Annotated in this window: 8 tRNA genes; all 8 read right to left on the bottom strand. The window is 47.2% G+C overall.

Features of this window, described 5'->3' with window-relative positions:
* Nucleotides 1–390: 390 nt before the first annotated feature.
* Nucleotides 391–462, bottom strand: a tRNA-Lys gene (locus VZT47_RS10520).
* A gap of 3 nt (nt 463–465) precedes the next feature.
* Nucleotides 466–537, bottom strand: a tRNA-Arg gene (locus VZT47_RS10515).
* 1 nt (nt 538) lies between these two features.
* Nucleotides 539–608, bottom strand: a tRNA-Gln gene (locus VZT47_RS10510).
* A 75-nt stretch (nt 609–683) separates the two neighbouring features.
* Nucleotides 684–756 (bottom strand) — tRNA-Phe (locus VZT47_RS10505).
* Nucleotides 757–857: 101 nt separating this feature from the next.
* Nucleotides 858–980: transfer RNA gene (locus VZT47_RS10500), tRNA-OTHER, on the bottom strand.
* Nucleotides 981–1,014: 34 nt separating this feature from the next.
* Nucleotides 1,015–1,090: transfer RNA gene (locus tag VZT47_RS10495), tRNA-Glu, on the bottom strand.
* Between the two features lie 7 nt (nt 1,091–1,097).
* Nucleotides 1,098–1,172, bottom strand: a tRNA-Glu gene (locus tag VZT47_RS10490).
* 12 nt (nt 1,173–1,184) lie between these two features.
* Nucleotides 1,185–1,256, bottom strand: a tRNA-Lys gene (locus VZT47_RS10485).
* Nucleotides 1,257–1,272 lie beyond the last annotated feature (16 nt).

Below are 1,272 nucleotides of genomic sequence, written 5' to 3'. Positions count from 1 at the left end.
TTTTCCATATATGGTTTATGTTTTTCGACTGCCCTCCTGAGCCCGTTCCTGCCCCGTTTTTTCCGCAACGTTTTCTCGGTAACAGCTGTGCTTCATTTCTTCAGCTGTCATCGGTATCCACCCAGGAAGCAGCCTATGCAATTGTCAAGGATGACGAGAGGGATGAACTGTCATTCCCCCTTCGTCTATCCCAAACTTTTTGCAGGTGAAGGAAAAAGAAAACGGATCATTTTCATGCTGTTTATTAATTTGAAAAGGTTTTCGTGAAGAGAAAGAGATAAACTATTGCTGAAAAGGCAGTAAGAGAAATGCCGGAAAGAGTGTAATGGAAAGATGAAAGATTTGGTCAAGACAAAAAAATCCCACCGTTATGGTGGGAATAAAGAAAGATGGGTATGACAGGAGTCGAACCTGCGTATCACGGGTTAAAAGCCCGGTGCATAGCCGTTTTGCTACATACCCGGATGTCTCATACAGGGCTCGAACCTGTATCGGGGGATTAGAAATCCCCTGTCCTTTCCATTGAACGAATGAGACGCAGCGGCCATCGGACTTGAACCGATATCGCAGGATCCAAAGTCCTGAGTGATGCCATTACACCAGACCGCAAGTGCACAGATGGATTCGAACCATCCCGGATGGTTTTGCAGACCACTCTGACCACCAGATCCTGCGCACGAAGATGGACAGTGTTCGAGTTGAACGAACTCCTGCGGATTTTCAGTCCGCCGCTACTACCGAGTCAGCTTACTGTCCTTTTTTGCCGAGTCACTCCGACGATTGAAAACAGGACACGAAAAAAAGCATGATTAAAAGTCATGGTGCCATTGGCTGGAATTGCTGTATGTGTCCCACAGCCCGGTGGATTGGATTCGAACCAATAACCTCTGCTTTTGGATAGCAATTTTTTAAACTTTGCTGTTAAAATCCCGAGCAGGATTTGTTTTTATTAAGAGCTCTACCCATTGAGCTACCACCGGTTATTATTTACTGATGCACGAAGTGGCTATCAGATCACCCCAACGGGATTCGAACCCGTATCTCCACATTGAGAGTGTGGCCACCTGAACCTGTTTAGTAAGATGGGGCGTTACAAGCAGCTCCGACGGGATTTGAACCCGACATTTCTGCCTTGAAAGGGCAGCGTCCTAACCTGCTTAGACGACGGAGCCAAATTAGAAAAATGGGTCATCGGGGATTCGAACCCCGGCCTTACGGGTTAAGAGCCCGATGTTCTTCCGCTATACTAATGACCCAGAGCAGCCCTCACAG

Source organism: Dialister sp. (genome assembly GCF_036343215.1).
GTDB lineage: Bacteria > Bacillota > Negativicutes > Veillonellales > Dialisteraceae > Dialister.
This window is presented reverse-complemented; position numbering and strand designations above follow the sequence as displayed.